This window comes from Planctomycetaceae bacterium (assembly GCA_039680605.1).
Taxonomy (GTDB): domain Bacteria; phylum Planctomycetota; class Phycisphaerae; order SM23-33; family SM23-33; genus JAJFUU01.
Genome location: JBDKTA010000048.1, coordinates 69,705 through 89,257, shown reverse-complemented (window position 1 = coordinate 89,257; position 19,553 = coordinate 69,705). Strand labels below are relative to the sequence as shown.

Here is a 19,553-nt window from a genome sequence, read left to right as displayed (position 1 = left end):
TATACGTGCTACCGTGCCTTGCGTCAAGTCGCAACTGTAATTCCTGTGTTGCATTATATCACGTCGTACATCCATGCGGGCTCCAACTCCCCCGCGCCTCGGGCGTGCAGGAACGCTCGCACGTCCCAGCACAGATGGCACTTGCTGCAGTACCCTTGCCGCGGGATAAATCCCAGGTCCATCGCGTACCGCGCCAGTTCTTCCGGACCGCCGCGGCACAACCGCGACAGAACCGCCCTGTCGGGCAACTCCTGCGCCAAGGCATGCCAGATATCGCTGACGGTGGCGTGGGGGCCGATGACTCCAAGCACGAGTCCCGCGCACGTTCCGGGCATGATTCGCCCGCGGGGGTCCACGTGTACGCCGCGGCCTCGCAGCAACATTTCACTGCAGGGTTTATCGGCAAATTCCGAGAAATCCCTGAGCGGCAGATGGGCGGCGAGCGAGGCGGCGGCACGGCCGCTGAGGCGATCGCGCCCGCCGGCGGCATAGCGGGCGAAAAGTTTCACCCGGTCCGCGCCGCTCATCGGCGCGGTGTCGAATCCGTCATCGAGCCAGTCGCGCCACCGCACCTGCACGCGGGCAGGCCCCAGCAGCGCCGCGGCCACACGCGCAGCCAGGCGGCAGCGCTCGATGGGCACGAACTGCTGGTGGTACGGGTCGGCCGAGATCGCCAGCGTTTCCATGCCCGCCTCGTCCAGTTCCCGCACCCGCTGGGCCACCACCGCTTCATCCTGCGCCCACGACGCGTTGGTCTCTACCTTCTCCAGCGGGCGCAGTGCCTCGCGCTGGGCGCGGCGGCACAGGTCGATCAGCCCGGGCCAATCGGTGAACGGTTCGCCGCCGGTGAGGTGGATCCGGCATCGGTGCGGCGACGCGGCGGCCAACTGCCGCCAGTGTTCCAGCGCCGTCTCGACGTCGATGGATTCATCGCCCCGCGGCGAGCACCCGAGGTAACACGACGCACAGGCGGCGGTGCAGTTGTACGTCAAGACCAGTCCTGCCGAGGACCAGTACTTGACGGGCATGGGTCGGCTTCGATCGACGCGGGGCATGGCGCCATTGTAACGCTTTGCCGCAGCGCACGTGAGCGGATACAATGACAGGCGCGGCAATGCCAGGGAGCATGGTCGGGAAGCCACGCCGCATGAAACGTGTATGGCCAAGGCGACTTCATTCAACCTGTTCATTTACGGCACGCTCACCAACCCGTGGGTCTTTCGCGCGGTGCTGGGCAAGCATCTGACCACCGACCCGCACACAGTTCACGCCGACGACCGCGTGCTCGCGCGCGAGGCGGTGCTGACGGGTTACAAGAAGGTCAGCCCCGATCACACGTATCTCTACGCCGTGCCCTCGCCGCACGGGCGCATCCAGGGCTACATCGTCGGCCCGCTGCCCGTCAGCGACCTCAAACCCCTTCGACGCTACGAAGGCCGCAACTACCGCCGCCGGACCATGCCCGTCCAGACCGCCGCCGGAACGGAAAAAGCCATGGTCTTCATCGCCGACACCAAGAAGATTGAGCTGGCGTTCGGATACAGCTTCGCCGACCCGCTCAAGCAGGAAGTGCTGCTGGGGGAAAAGATCGACGCGGCGCTGGCCGAAACCGAACTTCGCCAGCTCAAGACCAGCAAGGCGACGGTCCGCCGCGCGGTGGCGGAACTGCACGGCACCACCATCCGCGACCTCGTGCGCCAACACTTCGACGCCGGCGGCATCAGCGACTATGCGATCCGCCATTCCCTGCAGGACCGCCCGCTGCCCGACTTCTCCGTGGCCGCCCGCCAGGAAAACGCCGCCGCCATCGCCGGGCACTACCTGGGCATGATCCTGCGACAGGTCATCTTCAACGAGTTCGAAGAACGCATCCAGCGCGAGTTCCGCTACGAACTCGAACAGATGCGCTCCGGCCCGGAATACTACGGGCGCACCGTCAGCTCGCTGGCGGCCCTGCGCGTCCTCAACGAAAGCGCGAGCTTCGTGTATCTGCTGGTGCATGACTGCATGGCCGAGACCAACTTCGCCGCCAGCCATCTGGTCGACTACGTGCGATGGGCGGTGACGGCCGCGGATGTGATCTTCAATCCCGACGACATCAAGCCGCACATCGCCTTCATCCGCGAGCACATGGGCGGCGGGCACATTCCCCTGGGCGCGGAGCTGGAGTTCTCCAACATTGGCAACGCGGTGATCTCCGACCCGCAGTCTCACAACGCCCGCGACGCGCAGTACGACGGGTTCTTCTACTTTGGCGACTTTGCCCTGGACGCGCTGACCTGGAAGCTCGGCGGGCATGTCGACGACCATCGCGAGAAAGCCCCGGGGCGACAGCGGCGCGGGTTCTTCGAAGCCGCTCTGGGCAACGTCTCGATCACCGAGAACCTCTCGCAACCGCTGACGCACGACCCGTGGCTGCTCAACCAGTTGATCCAGGAAACGATGATGTTCTTCGCCGTCAAACCGCACAGCCTGCACATCTCGCTGCAACTGCGCCGCCAGCACCGCCCGGTGCGCGACCGCCTGCTGCCGCTGGACGTCTTCAAGTGCCTCTTCGCCCTCGTGGGCGACCTGGCCGCGGATTCCGACGGACGCCTTCGCATCAGCCGCCTGGCCGACGGCGAGATCGTCGGAAGCAACCTGCCCACCGGCGCCGACAAGAGCACCACGCCGCACATGCTGTTTTCCGATATCTCGCGCCGCCGCAGCAGCCCCGGCGGCACCGGCCGCCACGACGGCGTCGCCACGCCCGACGCCGGCGGACGGTACGTCCAGCAGTTCAAGTTCATGCGGCTGGCCCCGCGGTTCAACTACGAAACCATCGCCATGGCCCTCAAGGGCATCCAGATTACCTACTGCCCAGGAACCTTCCTGACGGCAGAGCAGTACCAGACCAGCCGCCGCCATCGACGCGTTCATGACGAACTGACGGCCTGGGCTCAGCGCCCCACCGCCCTGTCGGCCGATGAGGTGAACGTGTTCATCGAGGCAGTCCACGACGGCCTCATGACCGAGCGCCGCGGAAAACCCGCCCACACGACCGCCTACATCGCCTGGGCCTGCACGCGGCTGCGGGAGTCGCTCAGGCAGTTCAATTCGGCCGTACACCGCGCGGCCGTGCCGGTACATAATCCATGAACGAGTCCACACGACCGCTACCGTCGCCTCAGATCGTGCCCTGCCAGGGCGCCGACCTCGACCGCCTGCTCTCGCTGGAATGGCTGATGACCAGCGGCACGGGCTCGTACGCTTCGGGCACGGCCGTGGGATGCAACACGCGGCGGTACCACGGTCTGCTGGTGGCGGCGACCGCCCCGCCGGTCGGGCGCGTCGTGGCGCTGTCGAACGTGACGGAAGAACTCTTCATTGATGGGGCCGGACACGAACTGGGCAACCACGAGTTCGTCGGCACGATGTCGGCCCGCGGATTGCCGCTGCTGGCCGAGTTTCGCAACGATCTGGCGGCAACGTTCGTCTTCCGCCTGGGCACGGTTGAACTCACCAAGGAAATCCTTCTGGCCCGCGGGTCCAATACGACCGCCATCCGATACACCCTCCGAGGCGGCGCCGCGCGGCTGCACATCCGCCCGCTGACGGCCATGCGCGACTTTCACCATCTGCGCCGCATGGAAGGAGCCCCAAGCCTTACCAGCGGCAGTGAGGGAGGCGTGGTGAGCGTCGCTGATGCGGCCGGTGGGCACGTGCTGCGCCTGAGCGTGCCCGGTGCAACATTCCAGCCGGCCCCCGACTGGTGGTACAGTTTCCATTATCGCGTCGAAGCCCAACGCGGACAGGACGCCAACGAAGACCTCTACACGCCGGGCCTGTTCGCCTGCGACCTCGCCGACGGCCAGTCGTGTCAATTGACCGCCACGCTCAGTAGCACGGGCGTCTCGCCCATGCCCCCCGACCGTGTCGCGGACGTCTCGTCCGCGCGTGCCGCGGGCGTCCCGCCCGCGCTGCCCGAATCCCCGCAGTCAGGGACACGTACAACGGAGTTGTGCGTGGCACCCGATTTTGAACTGCTGCGACAGCAGCGGCGCGAGCGTATCCAGAGTTTTGTCGCCGGCGTGGGCGACACCGCCGATGAAGCGACGCGCCGCCTGGCGGCTGCCGCCGAAGCCTTCATCGTGCGCCGAGACCTGCCCGACGGCACGCCCTCAAGCACGATCATGGCCGGGTACCACTGGTTCGCCGACTGGGGGCGCGACGCGTTTATCTCGCTGGGCGGGTTGCTGCTGACCACGCGCCGCTTCGATATAGCACGCGAGGTTTTCCGCACGTTCGCGGCCGCCCTGTCGCAGGGCATGATCCCCAACTGTTTCGACGATCGCACCTGCGACGCGCACTACAACAGCATGGATGCGTCGCTGTGGTTCATCATCGCCGCGGACCAGTACCGCCGCGCCAGCGGCGACGAAGACTTCTGGCACAGCACGCTCCTGCCCGCCGCCCAGACGATCGTCGCCGCGTACCGCACCGGAACGCGATTCGGGATCGCCACGGCCGACGACGGTCTGCTTCTGGGCGGTTCGCCCGGCACGCAGTTGACCTGGATGGACGCGGCCATGGGCGGACACGTCGTCACCAGCCGCCACGGCAAGGCCGTCGAGATCAACGCGATGTGGTACTGCATCCATCGCATCCTGGCCCAGGGCACCTCCGAGGGCGGGCAGTACGCCGCCCAGGCCCAGCAGATCGCCGCGGCGTTCGTCAACACGTTCTGGAACGAGCAGGCCGGCTGCTGCTACGACTGCGTCTATCCCGAATACAAAGACGCGTCGATCCGCCCCAACCAGGTCTTCGCCGTTTCGCTGCCGCACAGCCCGCTGTCGCCGGAGCAGCAGGCGGCCGTCGTCAACGTCGTCACCCAGAAGTTGCTGACGCCCTATGGTCTTCGAACGCTCGCGCCGGACGATCCAAACTACCGCGGGCAGTGTACCGGACCGCAATGGCAGCGCGACCACGCCTATCACCAGGGCACGGTCTGGACGTTCCTGATCGGCCCGTTCATCGAGGCGTACCTCAAGGTCAATCACAACAGCCCACTGGCGAGGGCGCAGGCCAAGCACTGGCTACTGGCCATCGAAGACCATCTCAGCGAAGCGGGCATGGGCTACATCAGCGAGATCTTCGACGGCGACGCGCCCCACGAACCGCGCGCCTGCATCGCCCAAGCCTGGAGCGTCGCTGAAGTGCTGCGCGTTCGCCATCTGCTGCAGTCGCGCGCCCCGGCGCAGCCGCGGCCACACGCATGACCCGGCACGCCGCCATCGCGATGATTTTGTGCGTTACCTCCGCCGCGGCGGCCCAAGGCCTGACCGCGCGGCTGGCGCCGGCCGATCCACAACCGCAAAACCTTCGCCGCCCCGCCACGCTGACGATCAAGAACCAGACCGATTCCCTCGCCCGCGCTGTAAGGCTCCGCTGGCAACAGGGCGGCCCGGCGTTCATCTATCCGCTCTCCGTCGCCCCGCATCAGGAAACCGCCACCGCGGTTCTTCTCCCCGCTGCCGCGCTAGTTCAGACCTACGATGTGACGCTCCTGGTGGATGCCTCCGCCAGTGCCGCCGCCATAGCCAGCGGCAAAACCGATATCCAGTGGAAGCTCGACCAGGTCCGCAACGACCTGTTGCTGGACTCGGAGCTTTACGCCCCGTGGTGGGATGCGATCCCGTCGTGGCCCCCGGAATTGCTGCGACTGACGTTCTGGGCCGGAACGATCTTTCTGGTGGCCGCAGGCGCGTGCCTGTTCTTCACCCGCCCCCTGCTGCGCCTTACGGCGGTGGCGGTGCTCTCAGTGGCCGCGGCGACCGGGGCGTGGGCCTTTCTCTCCAGCCGCCCCACCATGATCGATCGCGTCTCGCCCAACGGGCAGCCGCTGCTGATTCGGACGACCCTTCGCACGACGACCTGGCACGACAGCGCCGAGCTCCTGCCCGTGTATTACAGCAAGGCACAGATGGCCGCCGACACGACGGTCATCCAGTCAGGCGAAGGCACCACGACGACGCTGCGCCCGCAGGACGTGCGCATCTTTCGTAAGTAAAAGACACATGGCGCAGATGGGTGGCATGGCGACACGCGTTTTTGCTTTTGGCGCGTCGCCATGGGGAGCATTCGCAAGCGCAACGCGCGGGGCAAGTCGAAGATCCGCCGTGGCGGGCCCCGCCGCTAATAAAACATCATGACAACTCTTCGTCGGGGTCGATCGGTTTGGCGCGGCGGCCGGCGAGGCTCCAGGCGTCGACGTAGTCGCTGCCGGGCGGCTTGTGAGGACGATTCCATCGCGGCGCCATGTGGCGGATCACCATCCATGCCAACAGCAGCACCGTCATTCCCAGCAGCGCCGTGGCGATCCACGCCATCTTGTAGCGGTATTCCTGCTGCAGGGCGATCTGCTCGGCCGTGCCCGCCAGCGGTTTCGCCGGGTTGGCCGAGAGCATGATGATGCCCACCAATCCGCAGCAAAGGCTCACCAGCACCACCGTCACGATGGCGAAGTTGATCGCCCGCAGCAGCCCGGATTGCGTCATGCCCATGGGACGTCCTTTCGCGGATTGTCCGCGGCAAGGCCGGCGTACTCCTCCAGCAGCTCGCGCTGGCGATCGGTCAGGTTGGCCGGGGCGACGATCTTGAGCAGCACGTGCTGGTCGCCCGCCTCGCCGCCGGCCGACGCCGCAACGCCCTTGCCCCGCAACCGCAGGCGCCGCCCGCTGCTCGATCCGGCCGGTACGCGCACGCGCGTCATGCCGTCGATGGTCGGCGCGTCGATGGCGGCGCCCAGGGCGGCCTCGGTGATGCTGATGGGCACCTCGACGTAGATGTCGTTGCCTTCGCGGCGGAAGTACGGGTGTTCGCGGACATGGGCAACGATGTACAGGTCGCCCGAGCCGCCCGGTCCGCTCTGCCCCTGCCCGCGCAGGCGGATCTGCTGCCCGTCGCGCACCCCGGGCGGGATCTTCACCTCGATGGTTTCGGTGTGGCTCTTGCCCCCGCCGTCCTGGCGCTGCAGGCGGATGCTCGTCGTCACGCCGCGGATTGCCTGGAGAAACTCCAGCGTCAAATCGTATTGCAGGTCGGCGCCTTGCCATGCCGCCCCGCGCCGGCCCGCGCCGCCGCCTTCGCGCCGCCCGCCGCCGCGCAGGGCGTCGAGGATCTCGTCCAGCCCCATGCCCGCATATGTGCTGCCGCCGGGGCGCCCGAAGATTTCTTCAAAGTCGAACCCGCCGCCGAAGCCCTGCCCGGGCGCGCCGCGCGGCGGCGCCTGCCCTTGCCGCTGTCCGCCGCCCATGCCCGGGCCTGCGTGGCCGAACCGGTCGTACATCCGCCGCTTGTCCTCGTCCGAAAGCACTTCATACGCTTCGGTGGCCTCGCGGAACTTCTCCGGCGCGTCGGGGCTCTTGTTCACGTCCGGATGGACCTTCCGCGCCAGCTTGCGGTAGGCCGTCCTGATCTGGTCTTTCGTGGCGTCCTTGGCGACGCCCAGAACATCGTAATAGTCTCGCTTGGGCATATGCGTATTCTACCCCCCTACGGACTATCGAGGAAGAATCCGCTTGCGGTCAGTGCATGCCCCGCCGTTTGGCCATAAAAAAGGGGGCGCGCCCGCATTGTGGCCGGCGCGCCCCTGCCGCGGTTATGGCGGCGGTCAGTGCCCCACTACCTTGGACAGCTTGAAGATCGGCAGCAGCAGCGCCATTGCCACGCCACCGACGATCAGGCCCATCACGATGATCATGATCGGCTCGATCATGGCCGTCATGCTCTTGACGGCCACCTTGAGTTCTTCTTCGCAGAACCCCGCCACGCGGTCCATGACCATGCCCAGGCGGCCGCTGCGCTCGCCGGCGTCGACCATCTGGGCGATCGTGCCGGGCACGAGTTCAGAGTCCTGCAGCGGTTGCGAGAGTGGCAGACCGTCCTGGACCGCCGCGGCGACGTCTTTCCAGACCTTGGCGTACTGGCTGTTGCCGGCGATTGCCGCGGCAATGTCGAGCCCCTCCAGAACGCCCACGCCCGTGCCGACCATGGTGGCCATCGTCCGCAGCGAGCGGGCGAGGTACGCCTTGCGGTACATGCGACCCAGCAGCGGCACGGAGATGCGCAGCTTGTCCATGAAGATCGTTCCGCCGGGCGTTCGCACAAACCACCAGATCAAGCCGGCCGCCACGCCGGCGCTGACGATCAGGAACGGCCAATACGACAATATGAAGGCGCTCATCGCCAGCAGCGCCCGCGTCGGAAGGGGCAGTAACGCGCCTTTGCCGGAGTAGATCTTTTCAAATCGCGGCAGGATGAACACCAGCAGCCCGATGACCACCAGCACGCAAAAACTCAGCATGCACGCCGGGTACATCATTGCGCCTTTGATGCGTTTGCGCGTCTCACGCTCCTGCTGCATGTAGTCGGCCGCTCGCTCGAGCATCTGCCCCATCGTGCCCGAGGCCTCCGATGCCCGCATGAGGGTCACGAAGAGGTTGTCGAAGATCTTGGGGTAGTCCGCCAAAGCCTTGGAGAACTCCGCGCCGCTCTGCACCTTTTCCCAGACGTCCTGCAGGACCGCCGCGAAGGCGGGGTTCTCATGTTGGCGGGCGATGCAGCCCAGCGCCTCATCCAGCGAGACGCCGCTGTCGACCATGACGGCCAACTGCGAAGCGAAGTAGATCACGTCGTCGCGTTTGACGCGCCCGCCGCGCACGGCGGCGGCCGCCGGTGCAATGCTGACGACGCTCTTTCCGTCGCGCCGCAGACGCGTGGTCGCCTCGTCGGCGCTGGCGGCGTTGACGCTGCCCTGGTGCCCGCGCCCTGATGCGTCTCGAGCCTCATAAGCGAATGTTGTCATTCGGGAATCCTCCAACCCCTACGGAACAACAAGAACAACAACTGACGACGAGGACGAGGACGAGGACGAGGACGAACATGTCCTTATCCACCATTCCATCTTTCCTTCATTCCTCCTCCTCAGCGTCCTCAGCGACCTCAGCGGCTAGTTTCCGCCCCAGGCCCCATGGCGATCCGCTTCGCGTGCCGCCATGCCACCCATCCACGTGTCGCCTTTGTTTCTAATCCTCTTAATCCCTTAAATCCGCGTAATCCCGCTCTCCCCCCGTCCCCGTCTCAGTCTTCGTTTCTAATCCGCTTGGTTTCCCTGCCCGCCCATGGCGACCCGCTTCGCGTGCCGCCATGCCACCCTGATCAGACTGCCGTCACGCGGAAGATTTCCTCGACCGTCGTGATGCCGGCCTTGACCTTGTTCATCCCGTCCTGGCGCAGCGAGATCATGCCGCACTGGGCCGCACCCGTTCGCAGGGCGTTGAGGCTGGGTCCGGTGCTGATGAGTTCCTGCAGTTGCTCGTTGGGACACATCAGTTCGTAGATGCCGATGCGCCCGCTGTGGCCGCTGTTGCGGCACTTGGGGCACCCGACGCCGTGGTAGTAGGTCTCGACCTCCCCCACCGCCCGCTCGACTGCGCGGCGGATGTTCGGCGGCGGCTCGTACGCCTCTTTGCAGTTCGTGCAGATCTTGCGGACGAGGCGCTGGCCCAGCACGGCTACCAGCGACGCCGATATCAGGTACGGTTCGATCCCGATGTTCAGCAGACGCGTCACCGCGCCCGGGGCGTCGTTGGTGTGCAGCGTGCTGAGCACCAGGTGCCCGGTCAGGGCGGCCTGGACCGCCGTGCGGGCGGTTTCCTCGTCGCGGATCTCGCCGAGCATAATAATGTCGGGGTCCTGTCGCAGCAGGCTGCGCAGCGCGCCGGCAAACGTGAAGCCGATGCGCTCGTTCACCTGGAACTGGTTGACGCGCGGCAGGTTGAACTCGACGGGGTCTTCCACCGTGCAGATGTTGACCTCGTCGCTGTTGATCTCCTTGAGAACGCTGTACAGCGTGGTGCTTTTGCCGCTGCCGGTGGGCCCGGTCACCAGCACGATGCCGTTGGGCGCCTGGATCGCCGCACGCCACAGCTTGAGCATCTCATAGTCGAAACCGAGCTTCTCCAGGTTCACCAGCACCGAGCGGTTGTCGATCACGCGGATGACGGTCTTCTCGCCGTGACGGCCCGGCAGCGTGCTGACGCGCAGGTCGACCGGGCGGCCGTCCATCATGACGTGGATGCCGCCATCCTGCGGCAGGCGGCGCTCGGAGATGTCCAACCCAGCCATGATCTTGATGCGGCTTGAGATCGCCGGAAGCATTTTGTACGGCGGGTGAAGCTTTTCGTACAGCGAGCCGTCCACGCGGAAACGCACGCGCAGAGCGTTGTCGTCGGGCTCGATGTGGATATCGCTGGCCCCTTCGCGCACGGCGCTGTAGATCAGGTAGTTCACCAGCTTGATGATCGGCGAGCCTTCGGCGGCCGCCTCCAGGTCGCCAATGTCGTCGACCTTCTCCTCGACCAGCGAGAGATCGCCCGCGTCGGACTCGTCCAGGATATCGTCGATGACGAACACGTTGGCCGCCGGAAGGTGCGTCTCGAGGGTGGCCTTGATGTCCTTGGCCGTGGCGCAGATCGGCAGCACCTCGCAACCGGTGATGCGGGCAACTTCCTCGGTGAGAAAGACGTTGGCCGGCTCCGTCACCGCCAGGGAGAGGCGGTTCTTGACGCGGAAAAGCGGCAGGACGGTGTGGCTGTCGAGGAACTCCCGCGGCAGGACGTCGATGACGGACGGGTCGGCGATCTTGGGCGAGATCCGCGCGAACGGAACGCCGTACACGCGCGCCAGGGCGGCCATGATCTGCTCTTCAGAGCAGAGCCCCTGCTTCATCAGCACTTCGCCCAGCAGCAGGCGGTTGCCGTTTTCCTTCTGCACCTGCAGCCCGTGGGCGAGTTGCTCGTGCGTCAAGGCGCCCTGCTCGATGAGCAGTTCGCCCAGTTGCATTTTTTTCCCGGCCTCTTTGGCGGTGGTGATCACAATATCTCCCGACCTCACACGCTGAGGGCCTTGACCGCGTCGGCCACGCGGTCGTAGTGTTCAAACGTCGATTCCAGAGCAGTGATCTCGAGGATCTTCCGCACGTTTTCGTCGCACTTGACCAGCTTGACCTGCCCGAACCGCTGGGCGAGCTTTTCCTGGATGTCGAGCAGGCACTCCAGCGCGGCGCTGTCGATGAACGGAACTGACTCGCAGTTGAGCACCAGATCGACGACTTCCTTGGGCTCGAGTTGGTGGTCGACGGCCTGCTTAAATGCTTCCAGGGCGTCGGCGGTCAAGTCGCCGTTGAGGTTGAGCATGACGGCGTGACCATAGCTTTCGGCGTTAATTTTCATGACGGTTCTCGGCTGGGGCTTGCAGGTCGGCTCCGGCGTTGGCGTGGGGCATATCGGCCAACAGCGCCCCGATATCCCAGGCCAGGAGCTTTTCGACCACATCGGGATCGAACTGCGTCCCGCTGCAGCGGCGGATTTCGGCGATCACCTGCTCGGGCGAAAGCGCCTTGCGATAGACGCGGTCGCTCGTGAGGGCGTCAAAGGCGTCGGCCAGTCCGACAATGCGTCCGTCCTTGGGGATCTCGTCGCCCTGAAGGGCATTGGGGTACCCTCGCCCGTCGAGGCGCTCGTGGTGGGTCACGATGCCCACCGTCACGTCCTCGAGCTGGCGAATGCCCGTCAGAATTTTGGCGCCGATGCCCGGGTGTCGCTTGATCACGTCGTATTCTTCGTCCGTCAGACGGGCCGTCTTGCACAAAATGCGCTCCGGGACGCCGATTTTCCCAATGTCGTGCAACAGCCCGCACAGGTACAACCGCTCGGCCTTGTCGCGGCTGTATCCGCACGCCAGCGCCAACTGGCGCGACAACTTTGCCACGCGCAGCGAGTGACCGCAGGTGTACGGATCTTTGGCGTCGATGGAGGCCGTCAGCGCGTGCAAGACGCCCATCAGCAGGTCCTGCACGTCGGCGTACAGGCGGTTGTTGTCCAGAAAGACCGACGCCTGGCTGCCCACGGCGCTGATGAGCTTCATGTCGATGCTGTCGAAGTCGCCGCTGAGTTTGTTGACCGCCGCCAGCACGCCCACCACGTTCTGGTCGACCACCAGCGGAACGGCGACGAGGTTATGCACGCTCAGCCCGGCGACGTCGCGGGCGGCGTCCCAGGCGTTGGCGATGATGGGGCGCTGACTCGAGCGGAAACTCGGCGACACTGACTGTGAGAGCAACTGCCCGACCAGGTCCCCCTGGCGTGCCCACGAACCATGCACCACGACCGCCTCCTGCACGGCGCCCTTCCCCGGCGCCGCCGAAATGACGGCCGCGGCGGTCTCGATCTTCATGACCTCGCACATCTCGGAGCAGACCTTCTGGAGAAACTCGTCGGCGCCGGCGGTGACGCGAACGGTGCCGCTGATGTTGTAGACCAGCGAGAGTTCCTCGTACGTGTTGGCCAGGTTGGTGCTCAGGGTGGTCAACTCGTCGTCGGCCACGTCCAGGGCCTGGCAATCCTGCAGGAGCCATTCGAGCACGCGCATGAAATCGGCGGCCTGGTCGCTGCCGTGGCGGCAGGCCTCGGAGGCGAGTCGCTGAGCGACCTGCCGGTCGATGTGCAGACGGTCGCAGACGCGGGCCATGGCCTCTTCGTCGAGCATCTCCCGCGTTGGACAACAGGCGGCGATGACGCCGGCGGTCTTGCGGCGCAGGCGCACGGGCACGGCCATCAGGCTGCATCCGATGGCGGAACTTCCGCAGGCGCTCTGGCCGGACTCGAGCACCCCGGCCGCCACGGCCTCCAGCGCCGCGGCACAGGGCGAATGGGCGCTGCCGCAGACAATCTGGCAGAACAGGTTCAGCGGGGTCCAGTTTTCGGTCGACGAGCCGTCAGCCTCGCGCACGAGCACGTTGAGGCCCAGTTCAGCCATGCGAGACTCGATCCGGCGCAGGGCCGGACCCAGCGTCGCGAGGCAGCGTGAACTGTTTTTGAGGCTGGCGGTCATTAGTTCTCGTCGGTTCCGGATGTCTGGGCGAGCAGGTCTTCGACTTTGGCCAGCACTTCGCGGGGCGAGAAGGGCTTGGCCAGGACGGCGGCGATACCCACGTCGATCATTTCGCCCGGTTCGAGGTCGAACCCGCGCGCAGTGAGCATCATGGCGGGAATGGCCCGCGTGCTCTCGTGGGCGCGAAGCTGGCGGCACAGGTCTACTCCGGTCATCACGGGCATCTGGAAGTCCGTGATCAGCAGGTCCGGCGGGTCCGCCAGGCAAAGCTCCAGGGCTTCCTCGCCGTCCTGGGCCGTCACCACCTCGTATCCGGCGTTGCGGAGCTTCAAGGAGACCACGTGCAGGATGTGCGCTTCGTCGTCGGCTACTACCACGCGTTTATTCATGATCATCCTCCGCCCCGTCCTTACGCCATCACCGGCAATTCCAGGCTGAACGTGCTGCCCTTGCCCTTCTCGCTGCTGACCGAGAGCTTTCCGTCATGCACGGTCTCGACAATGTGCTTGACCAGCGTCAGCCCCAGGCCGGTGCCCTTGGCCATCTTCTTGTTGGCCTCGACGCGGTAAAACTTCTCGAACACGTGAGGCAGGTCGTCGGCGGGAATCCCCACCCCGGTATCCGCCACGTCGCAAACCGCCACGCCCCGCCGCTCGTCGACGCTGGCCGTCACCGTCACCGTGCCGTTCTCCGGCGTGTACTTGATGGCGTTCGAGATCAGGTTCATGACGGCCTGGAAAATCATGTCGTGGTCCGCCTCGACCTGCTGAAACACCGGCGCCAGGCGGGCCACTAGCTGGATCTGCTTGGCCTTGGCCTGCGGAGCCGCCACGTCGATCACCTGCTTGACGACGGCAGTCAGGCTCGTGGGCTCCTTGACCACCTTCACCACGCCCGACTCGATCCGCGAGATATTGAGGATGTTCTCGATCAGCCGGTGCAGGCGGTCGGTTTCGGCGGCGATGATCCCGTAGAACTCCTTGCACGTGGCATCGTCCTGGGCCTCGCCGTCTTGCAGCATCTCGATATACGCCTTGATCGACGCCAGGGGCGTCTTGAGTTCGTGCGAGACGTTGGAGACAAAGTCGGTCTTCATCTGGGCGATTTCCTTCTCGCGCGTCACGTCGTGGAGGACGGCCACGACGCCCGAGACCTCCTCGTTGGCCCCGGCGATGCAGCTCAACGTGACGCGGAAGACCCGCACGTCGCCCTTGAGGTCGATGGCGTGCTCGACGACCCGCCGCGTGGGCGTTCGCCCGTGCCCGCGCGTCTCGCGCACCAGGCGCACCAGCGTGCCGTCGGTGATGATGCGGTCGATATTCTGCCGCAGCGCCCCGGAGAGCTTGAAGCCCAGCAGCTTCTCAGCCGCCTCGTTGGCCAGCAGCAGCTCATCGAAACGATTGGTCACCAGCACCGCGTCGCTGATGGAAAAGATGATGGCCTCGGTGTGCTGCTTCTCGGCCGAGGCGATGCGGGCCTGGATCTGCAGTTCGCGGTTGGCGTTCTGGAGTTCGTCGATCTTCTCGCGCGTGCTGGTCAGAAAGGCATTCAGCGGACGCGCCAGTTGCGACAGCTCGTGATTGCCCTGGACCATCACCAGACCGCTCTGCCCGGTGGCGGCCATGGTCTCCAACTGACCGGCGATGGTGCGGATGGCGTTGTGCAGGCTGCGCCAGAACAGCAGCAGCAACAGCACCGTCAGGGCGGTCACCAGTCCCACGACGAGGTAGTTCAGCGCGGTACTGAGGACCCCGTGCCCCTGCAGCGCCATCATGGTCGCGTAGTAGGCCGCACTGGCCCCGACGCAAATGATAACCATGGTAGCAAGGCTGAGCCTTTTGACCGTCGTCACCGCCGCCTCCGTATGATGATCCCTCCGGCGCCCTCGGGCCTTTGGGCATGGCCGTCTCGCCCATGCCCGGGCACAGCGCCGAACCGCTAACGCGTCTCCACTTTGTCCTTCCGTGCCGTGCTGCTCAGCAGTTCGCTGGCCAGCCGGTTGCCGGGTTCGCTGCGCAGCGCCGCGGTGTAGCATCGCGTCGCTTCCAACTCGTCGCCGCCGGCAGCGTAGGCACGCCCCAAAACGCACAGCAGCGTGGCATCATTGCCTCGCTGGGCGATGGCCTGCTTGAGGCACGCAATCGCTTCGACCGTGCGCCCGGCTCGAACCAGGCTGTACCCGACGAGCAACGTGCTGTCGGGGTTGTCCTTATCCAACTCGTAAGCTTTCCGCGCCGCCGCCACCGCCTCCGCCGGGCGCGACAGCGCCAGCTCGGCCCGCGAAACGCCCGACCACGCCGCCCATAGCGAGGCAGCGCCGGTCGTTGCGGTCTTGTATGCCGCCAAGGCCTCGTTCGGCCGCCTCAGCGCCAGGCAACTGTCGCCCTGCATGACGTAGATGGTCGCCGGCGGGCTGTAATGCTCGGAGGGCTTGAGGTCGCGTATCGAGGCCAGGACCTTGTCGTACTGTCCGGCCAGGAACTGGACCTCGATCAGCTTTTCCAGATAGAGCATGTTGGCGCTGTCGATGTCATGGGCCTTGACGAAGTGTCCTGCCGCCTCGGCAGGGTCGCCGCACAACTGCGCGAGGCGTCCGGCCAGTTCATACATTCCGGCGTCGCCTTCGGCGCGGGGCATGAACCCGCCGAGGTAGGCTTTGGCCTGACGAGGCTGGCCCATCGCGACCATGACCTCAGCGGCGCCTTTGACGGCGTCGAGGCTGGCGTCATTGAGAAAGTACGCCTGGCGGTATGCCTGAAGCGCCTCATCGAGTCGATTGCTCTTTTCCAGCGCGACGGCAAGATAGTACGCCGCCGCGGCGTTCTTGGGATCGATGGCGCGGGCCTGATCGAGGGTCTTGAGGGCCTGGGCGTACTGGCCTCGCTCCAGGGCGATTCGCCCCATCACCAGCAGACCCGCCATGGAATTGGGTTCCATGGCCAGGGCCTCGGCCGCCTTGGCCTGCGCGGCGTCAAGACGCCCGGCGCGGAGATTGTCCGCTGCCACGCCGCACAGCACGTCGGCGCGAACGGTGTTCCATCGCGCTTTGGCCTTTTGCCTGGCCTCGTCCTGACCGGCGGTGTGATTGGACGGACAGCCTGCCGTGAACGCGGCGGCCGCGGCCAACGCCACCCCTGCCAGCATGGGTGCGATGCGTGCTGAACGTGATGGACTCATGAAATACCTTCACTTTCCCGCAGCCGGGGTTTCCGCGGCGCGGGACCGCGCCGCTTGTCCGGCAACGGCTGGACGTCACTTGCGGCGCGACGGTTGTGCATCCTTGACATCGGCAGTTGGGAGGCTCTTCTTCAATTGCGGCGTCGGCGGCGGCGGGCTGATCACTTGCCCCCGCGGACCGGGAAGCGGCGCCACGTACTGCGGACCGGCGCCGATCTTCTGCCGCACATCCGGCGGAATAAGCTCATTTCGCAGGGGTTTGTCCGGAAGAACGATGCCCTCGTAAGGCCGCCCCAATTCCTGCATGATCATCTGCTCAACGGCATATTTTGCACTGGAATGCCTGGCGTGACCCGCCCAGTACGCCCGACCGGTGACCTCCTCCCGAAGGCGGATCGCCTCGAGCATCCGCGGGCGAAGCGACAGGGCCAGATCCAGACTCCACAATGCCTTGCCGTAGTTGCCTTCGGTGAGCGACTGCTTAGCGCAGCGCATGTGGCACTCCGCCAGACGCTCGCGCCCGAACCACTGCAACCCGTTGCGGGCGCCGACGCGGAACCGCTCGACGTCATTCTTCATCGCTTGGCCGACCTGCTCGTCGGGCTCCTGCTGAATGATGTGCGGCGTCAGCAGCACGATGATTTCGCGGCGCCGGACGGTGTCGGCCGTGCGGCGGAACAGCGTCCCCAGCACGGGGATGTTGCCCACCAGGGGCACCTGGTTGCGGGCGTTCTGCGTTTCTTCGCGGAAGAGACCGCCGATGACGATCGTGTGCCCGTCGCGCACCATGACGTTCGACGTCACTTCCGTGGTGGTGCTGAAAGGCAGTCCCGTCGCCGCGTCGACGCTGCCGGCCGACTCTTCCGGGTGGATCTCCATCCGGATGTAGTTGTTGCGGGCGACGTAAGGCCGCACGATCATCCGCGTGCCGGTTTCGAGGAACTCGATGGTCTCGCTGATGGTGGTGTCGGTTTGCGTGGTCTGGCGGTAGCCCTGTCGCTGTCCGATGAGCACCTCGCCCCGCTGCTTGTTGATGACCAGCAACTTGGGGTTGGCCAGCACGGTGGTGTCGGTGACGGTCTCCAGGGCGCTGATAAAGGCGGCGATGCGGTCGCCCAGGATTCCGATTGAGAGCCCGCCGGTGACGTCGGCGAATCCGGTGCGGAGCGTTCCCCCGGCGTCGCCTGCCAGGGCGGCGGAGGTGATGGGGCTGCTGCCGGCATTGCCGGCGGGGCCCACCGTGGCGACCGAGGCGCCGAGGTCCTGAAAGTCGATCCCGCGCAGCACGCTGATGTTGACGCCCAGGGCGTTGGTCTCTTCAAGCGTGGCGGCCAGGATTGTCGCCTCGATCAGCACCTGCGCGGGCTTGACGTCAAGTTCGGTGAGCAGGTCGGCGATGCGCTGGAGGTTCTCTTCATAATCGCGCACCACCAGGATGTCGCGGGTGGCATAGCTGTTGCCGCCGGCGTCGGTGGCGCTGGCGGCGATGCCGACCTGCGCCGGGGGCGTCACGGCGATGATCCCGTCCTTCGAGATCACCGGCGTCAGCAGCACGCGGGCGTCGGCGGCCGTCATGTACGCTAGGTTGAATATCTGCGTGCGGATCTTCTGCTGGGCCTTGCGGATATCGGCCAGTTGCTTTGGGGTATAGACGTAGATGAAGTTGTCTTTTTCTTCGTAGACGAAGCCGTTGGCGCCCAGGATGGCGTCCAGGGCCTGCTTGAAGGTGACGTCGTAGAGGTCGGCGGTGACGGTGCCTTGCACCTCGGGGGTGGCGATGATGTTCCGCCGCCCCTGCGTGCTGAGCAATTGCAGGACGCTTCGCAAGTCGCTGCCGCGATAGAACGCGCTGAAGGTGCCCGGGGGCTGCACGCGAGCCTCTCGCGTGGCCGGACCGGTCTGGGCCGGTTGGGTCGCCGCGGCGGCAGCGGGAATGACCGAAGGGGTGGCGGGATAGATGCGGGGCTTGCCCTTGGTGGCCCCGGGGGCGGGCCAGACGGGTTCCGCCTCGTCATCCTGGGCATACACGATGGGAACCATGACGGCCAGGGTTGTTGCGACGGCGACGAGCAGGATGCGCCCGAAACGCCGGACGGTTCTCGTCCATGAGAGCGCCATATCGAATCTCCTTCCATGGAAGTCCGGTCGCGCTGCGCCGTTCTCCCGCACGAGCGGGCGTCGGCGGCGGAGAAATCAGGGTTTATCGTCTTTCATCCGCAACTCGACCGACACGCCGTCGCGCACCACGGTGCAAACTTTCGCACCAATACGGACGATCTTGAACTCGGCTTTGGTTTCGCTTGCGTCGCTGTCTTTGACGACGGCGCAGACCGAATCACCGATTCCAAAGGGATCGCCATTAATGATCGCAGTAGGGTTATCGGACACAATCGTGATCTGCAAACAGAGTAATTTTGCCTCCTGCTCGACCCGTTGGGTGCGACGCTTCAACTCCAGGTCCGGATCGAACGCGGGTCCGACCGGGCGCTTCGCCGGCGCCGGTTGGGCCACCGGCGATTCCAAGAGCGTGAAGAGGTCTTCGTTCATGCCGAACAGGTCCCGCTTGAAGACGCGCACGCGGTCGCGATTGGTCTTACGCTGCTCGATGGTCTTGAGGATGTCCTGGGCCTTGGGGATCACCGCGGCGCCGTCGGCGTCCGCCGCCGGAACCGCCACCGCCTGGGCCTGCGCCACGGCGGGGCCGTCCTTGCCGATGAGTCTGAGGCCCATGACCGCCCCGACGACGACCAGGACGGCAAGGATGGCGGTCTTCTTCTTGTCCCGCAGCAGTTCCGCTACGAGTCCCTGCGGCTGCGCAGTGGCGGATTGTCGTTTGGGGTTCATATTTGGGCGTCGCTCGTGAAGTAGATGTTCAACTGCACTTCGATGTCCAGCTTCGTTGTGTCGCCGACGATCTTCTCGGCCTCGCCACGGGCGCCGTGCGCGACGTCGTTGGCGCGATCCTGGGCGATCCGCAGGCTGTGGACGCAGGCCATGCGGTCCATGTGGTGGATGCCTTCCAGGAAGTTGGCCAGCGACAGGTACGAGCCTCGGAATCGCATGATGATGGGCAGGGTGTTGAAGAGTCCTTCCTTGAGAGGGTTGCCCGGTTCGATGAGGGCGTCGCGCAGCCCCGCGTCGCTAAGGCGCGAGTTGATCTCCCGCAGGAACCCGTCCAGCTCCCGCCGCTGGGGAAGACGGCGATCGAACTTGCTGAGCTGCTTCTGCATCGTGTCCACGCGCCACAGCAGCTCGGGCACGGAGGCGGTCTTGGCCGCCTGGTCGGCGATCTCGGTCTTGCCGGCTGAAATCTCGCCCTTGATGGCATCGAGCCGTTTCTTCTGAGGCACGTACACCAGCAGGCAGGCGCCGGCGGAGACTCCCACCAGCAGCGCCAGCACGATCCAGTTTTCACGCAACATCTGTGGCATCATTGGTCCTCG

16 protein-coding genes are annotated in these 19,553 nt (G+C 65.7%); 3 read left to right on the top strand and 13 right to left on the bottom strand.

Features of this window, described 5'->3' with window-relative positions:
* Positions 1-53: 53 nt before the first annotated feature.
* Positions 54-1,055 carry a radical SAM protein gene (locus tag ABFD92_14755; protein ID MEN6505797.1) on the bottom strand — a complete coding sequence of 334 codons (1,002 nt, stop codon included), beginning with the start codon at positions 1,053-1,055 and terminating at the stop codon, positions 54-56.
* 103 nt (positions 1,056-1,158) lie between these two features.
* Between ABFD92_14755 and ABFD92_14750 the strand changes: the two genes are divergently transcribed.
* The 3 genes from ABFD92_14750 to ABFD92_14740 are packed head-to-tail and all read left to right on the top strand — an operon-like array spanning position 1,159 to position 6,049.
* Positions 1,159-3,138 carry a gamma-glutamylcyclotransferase family protein gene (locus tag ABFD92_14750; GenBank protein ID MEN6505796.1) on the top strand — a complete coding sequence of 660 codons (1,980 nt, stop codon included), beginning with the start codon at positions 1,159-1,161 and terminating at the stop codon, positions 3,136-3,138.
* Positions 3,135-5,258: an amylo-alpha-1,6-glucosidase gene (locus ABFD92_14745; GenBank protein MEN6505795.1), complete on the top strand. Its 2,124-nt coding sequence runs from the start codon at positions 3,135-3,137 to the stop codon at positions 5,256-5,258. Before ABFD92_14750 ends, ABFD92_14745 begins: the two co-directional genes overlap by 4 nt.
* Positions 5,255-6,049, top strand: a complete 795-nt coding sequence (locus ABFD92_14740; GenBank protein MEN6505794.1) for a hypothetical protein — start codon at positions 5,255-5,257, stop codon at positions 6,047-6,049. The genes ABFD92_14745 and ABFD92_14740 overlap by 4 nt, the downstream gene beginning before the upstream one ends.
* A gap of 136 nt (positions 6,050-6,185) precedes the next feature.
* Here the strand turns inward: ABFD92_14740 and ABFD92_14735 are convergent, their stop codons facing one another.
* The 12 genes from ABFD92_14735 to pilO form a co-directional block, all read right to left on the bottom strand.
* A complete protein-coding gene (locus tag ABFD92_14735) occupies positions 6,186-6,542 on the bottom strand; it encodes a hypothetical protein (protein ID MEN6505793.1) in 357 nt (118 codons plus the stop codon).
* Positions 6,533-7,516 (bottom strand): DnaJ C-terminal domain-containing protein, encoded by a 984-nt coding sequence (locus tag ABFD92_14730; protein ID MEN6505792.1) that lies wholly within the window; start codon positions 7,514-7,516, stop codon positions 6,533-6,535. The genes ABFD92_14735 and ABFD92_14730 overlap by 10 nt, the downstream gene beginning before the upstream one ends.
* A 135-nt stretch (positions 7,517-7,651) precedes the next feature.
* Positions 7,652-8,845 carry a type II secretion system F family protein gene (locus ABFD92_14725; protein ID MEN6505791.1) on the bottom strand — a complete coding sequence of 398 codons (1,194 nt, stop codon included), beginning with the start codon at positions 8,843-8,845 and terminating at the stop codon, positions 7,652-7,654.
* 353 nt (positions 8,846-9,198) lie between these two features.
* Complete coding sequence (locus tag ABFD92_14720; GenBank protein ID MEN6505790.1) at positions 9,199-10,917, bottom strand: GspE/PulE family protein; 1,719 nt, start codon at positions 10,915-10,917, stop codon at positions 9,199-9,201.
* A 14-nt stretch (positions 10,918-10,931) separates the two neighbouring features.
* Positions 10,932-11,273: an STAS domain-containing protein gene (locus tag ABFD92_14715; protein MEN6505789.1), complete on the bottom strand. Its 342-nt coding sequence runs from the start codon at positions 11,271-11,273 to the stop codon at positions 10,932-10,934.
* On the bottom strand, positions 11,263-12,933 hold the full coding sequence (locus ABFD92_14710; protein ID MEN6505788.1) for an HD domain-containing phosphohydrolase: 1,671 nt from the start codon (positions 12,931-12,933) through the stop codon (positions 11,263-11,265). Before ABFD92_14710 ends, ABFD92_14715 begins: the two co-directional genes overlap by 11 nt.
* Positions 12,933-13,322: a response regulator gene (locus tag ABFD92_14705; protein MEN6505787.1), complete on the bottom strand. Its 390-nt coding sequence runs from the start codon at positions 13,320-13,322 to the stop codon at positions 12,933-12,935. The genes ABFD92_14710 and ABFD92_14705 overlap by 1 nt, the downstream gene beginning before the upstream one ends.
* 20 nt (positions 13,323-13,342) lie before the next feature.
* Complete coding sequence (locus ABFD92_14700) at positions 13,343-14,785, bottom strand: ATP-binding protein (GenBank protein ID MEN6505786.1); 1,443 nt, start codon at positions 14,783-14,785, stop codon at positions 13,343-13,345.
* Positions 14,786-14,871: 86 nt separating this feature from the next.
* Positions 14,872-16,110 carry a tetratricopeptide repeat protein gene (locus tag ABFD92_14695; GenBank protein ID MEN6505785.1) on the bottom strand — a complete coding sequence of 413 codons (1,239 nt, stop codon included), beginning with the start codon at positions 16,108-16,110 and terminating at the stop codon, positions 14,872-14,874.
* Positions 16,111-16,185: 75 nt separating this feature from the next.
* Positions 16,186-18,228, bottom strand: a complete 2,043-nt coding sequence (locus tag ABFD92_14690; protein ID MEN6505784.1) for a secretin and TonB N-terminal domain-containing protein — start codon at positions 18,226-18,228, stop codon at positions 16,186-16,188.
* Between the two features lie 75 nt (positions 18,229-18,303).
* On the bottom strand, positions 18,304-18,954 hold the full coding sequence (locus tag ABFD92_14685) for a hypothetical protein (GenBank protein ID MEN6505783.1): 651 nt from the start codon (positions 18,952-18,954) through the stop codon (positions 18,304-18,306).
* The gene (gene pilO, locus ABFD92_14680) at positions 18,951-19,532 is read right to left on the bottom strand and encodes a type 4a pilus biogenesis protein PilO (GenBank protein ID MEN6505782.1); all 582 of its coding nucleotides are present in this window, start codon (positions 19,530-19,532) and stop codon (positions 18,951-18,953) included. Before pilO ends, ABFD92_14685 begins: the two co-directional genes overlap by 4 nt.
* Between the last annotated feature and the right edge of the window lie 21 nt (positions 19,533-19,553).

Excerpts from the sequence above, each read along its gene's own strand:
- ABFD92_14755 (MEN6505797.1), bottom strand. The coding sequence starts at position 1,055 with ATGCCCCGCGTCGATCGAAGCCGACCCATGCCCGTCAAGTACTGGTCC.
- ABFD92_14750 (MEN6505796.1), top strand. The coding sequence starts at position 1,159 with ATGGCCAAGGCGACTTCATTCAACCTGTTCATTTACGGCACGCTCACC.
- ABFD92_14745 (MEN6505795.1), top strand. The coding sequence starts at position 3,135 with ATGAACGAGTCCACACGACCGCTACCGTCGCCTCAGATCGTGCCCTGC.
- ABFD92_14740 (MEN6505794.1), top strand. The coding sequence starts at position 5,255 with ATGACCCGGCACGCCGCCATCGCGATGATTTTGTGCGTTACCTCCGCC.
- ABFD92_14735 (MEN6505793.1), bottom strand. The coding sequence starts at position 6,542 with ATGGGCATGACGCAATCCGGGCTGCTGCGGGCGATCAACTTCGCCATC.
- ABFD92_14730 (MEN6505792.1), bottom strand. The coding sequence starts at position 7,516 with ATGCCCAAGCGAGACTATTACGATGTTCTGGGCGTCGCCAAGGACGCC.
- ABFD92_14725 (MEN6505791.1), bottom strand. The coding sequence starts at position 8,845 with ATGACAACATTCGCTTATGAGGCTCGAGACGCATCAGGGCGCGGGCAC.
- ABFD92_14715 (MEN6505789.1), bottom strand. The coding sequence starts at position 11,273 with ATGAAAATTAACGCCGAAAGCTATGGTCACGCCGTCATGCTCAACCTC.
- ABFD92_14710 (MEN6505788.1), bottom strand. The coding sequence starts at position 12,933 with ATGACCGCCAGCCTCAAAAACAGTTCACGCTGCCTCGCGACGCTGGGT.
- ABFD92_14705 (MEN6505787.1), bottom strand. The coding sequence starts at position 13,322 with ATGAATAAACGCGTGGTAGTAGCCGACGACGAAGCGCACATCCTGCAC.
- ABFD92_14695 (MEN6505785.1), bottom strand. The coding sequence starts at position 16,110 with ATGAGTCCATCACGTTCAGCACGCATCGCACCCATGCTGGCAGGGGTG.
- ABFD92_14690 (MEN6505784.1), bottom strand. The coding sequence starts at position 18,228 with ATGGCGCTCTCATGGACGAGAACCGTCCGGCGTTTCGGGCGCATCCTG.
- ABFD92_14685 (MEN6505783.1), bottom strand. The coding sequence starts at position 18,954 with ATGAACCCCAAACGACAATCCGCCACTGCGCAGCCGCAGGGACTCGTA.
- pilO (MEN6505782.1), bottom strand. The coding sequence starts at position 19,532 with ATGTTGCGTGAAAACTGGATCGTGCTGGCGCTGCTGGTGGGAGTCTCC.